Here is a 364-nt window from a genome sequence, read left to right as displayed (position 1 = left end):
TGCCGGTGGATGCTTTGAACGTTCACCAACAGCTGGCGATGCTCGAGCGCACCGAAAGGGTGCGCCGGCAGCTGCCGGCCCTCGAGCATTCGGTGATCAACACCCTGGGCCGGCAGGCCACGGCCGAGGAGTTGGGCGGCACGCTGCCGCACGCGATTGCCGAGGCGACGCTGATCAGCCGGGCCGAGGCGTCGAGGCGGGTCAAAGAGGCCGTCGACCTAGGACCCCGCCACGGGCTGACCGGCGAACCGTTAGCGCCGATCCTGCCCGCGACGGCCGCCGCCCAACGCGACGGAACGCTCGGTGGCGGGCAGGTGGGGGTGATCCGCCGGTTCTTCCACCAGTTACCCGCCGCGGTGGATGC

Annotated in this window: 1 protein-coding gene; it reads left to right on the top strand. The window is 70.9% G+C overall.

From position 1 onward, the window contains the following. The coding region (locus WU80_RS24915; RefSeq protein ID WP_156349794.1) for a DUF222 domain-containing protein at nucleotides 1-364 on the top strand (364 nt) is incomplete at both ends.

It is taken from the genome of Mycobacterium sp. UM_11 (assembly GCF_001414075.1).
In the GTDB taxonomy this organism is placed as follows: domain Bacteria; phylum Actinomycetota; class Actinomycetes; order Mycobacteriales; family Mycobacteriaceae; genus Mycobacterium.
Note: the sequence above shows the minus strand (reverse complement) of the source record. Positions and strands in the feature narration are given on the sequence as shown.